1 protein-coding gene and 1 pseudogene are annotated in these 776 nt (G+C 67.0%); one reads left to right on the forward strand and one right to left on the reverse strand.

Annotated features, from left to right (window positions below; translation table 11 throughout):
• Positions 1–635 (reverse strand): annotated as a pseudogene (locus X756_RS136285) (calcium-binding protein); the annotation flags it as partial.
• On the opposite strand from X756_RS136285, the gene X756_RS1000000170300 reads away from it, so the two are divergent.
• A partial coding sequence (locus X756_RS1000000170300) for a hypothetical protein (RefSeq protein ID WP_245264612.1) occupies positions 550–776 on the forward strand: 227 nt, incomplete at its 3' end. The pseudogene X756_RS136285 and the gene X756_RS1000000170300 sit on opposite strands and share 86 nt — an antisense overlap.

Genomic DNA, 776 nt, shown 5'->3' on the forward strand with positions numbered 1-776 from the left:
CCGGTGCTGATGCTGTTGATCGTGTTGCCGAGATTGGTGATGTCGGCGGTGTTGGCGGCGATCGCCGTGGTGTTCTGCGTCACCTGCTGGTTGGTGGCGAAGAGCTGCGAGCCGTTGATCGCGTCGGTCGACGAATTGCTGAGCCGCCCCGCCGCGACATTGGTGATGGTCCGCTCCGCGCCGACCGTGCCGATGCTGACGGTGCTCGCCGGCGTCGTGCCGGCGAAGTTGTAGGCGACGCCGCCGATCGTCGTGCCGGCGGTGCCGACCGCCGCTGCGGTCACCGAGCCCGAACCCAGCGCCACGTCACCTACGTTGCTGGCAGCAGAGCCGGCGCCCAGCGCGATCGCGTTCTGGGCGGCGGCATTCGCGCCTACGCCGAGAGCGGTTGCCTGAAAGCCGGTCGCAAACGCGTTCTGTCCGATCGCGGTGCTGGACGTGGCAGTAGCATTGGCGTTGGCGCCGACCGCGGTGCTGTATTGGCCCGAAGCCTTGGATATGTATCCCATAGCCGTTGCGTCAAGCGCCGATGCGACGGCGCCGCTGCCAATGGCCGAGGCGTTGGCATTGGAGGCGCTCGAATTGACACCCGCCGCGATGGCGTTCGTCCCCGTCGCGGTGGAGACCGGTCCGATGGCGACGGAGTCCGTGCCCGTTGCCGACGAATCCGCCGCCGTCGAGTTGGCATGGAAATACTTGATGCCGCCGCCGGTGCTGATGCTGTTGATCGTGTTGCCGAGATTGGTGATGTCGGCGGTGTTGGCGGCGATCGCCGT

The organism is Mesorhizobium sp. LNJC405B00, assembly GCF_000502615.1.
GTDB lineage: Bacteria > Pseudomonadota > Alphaproteobacteria > Rhizobiales > Rhizobiaceae > Mesorhizobium.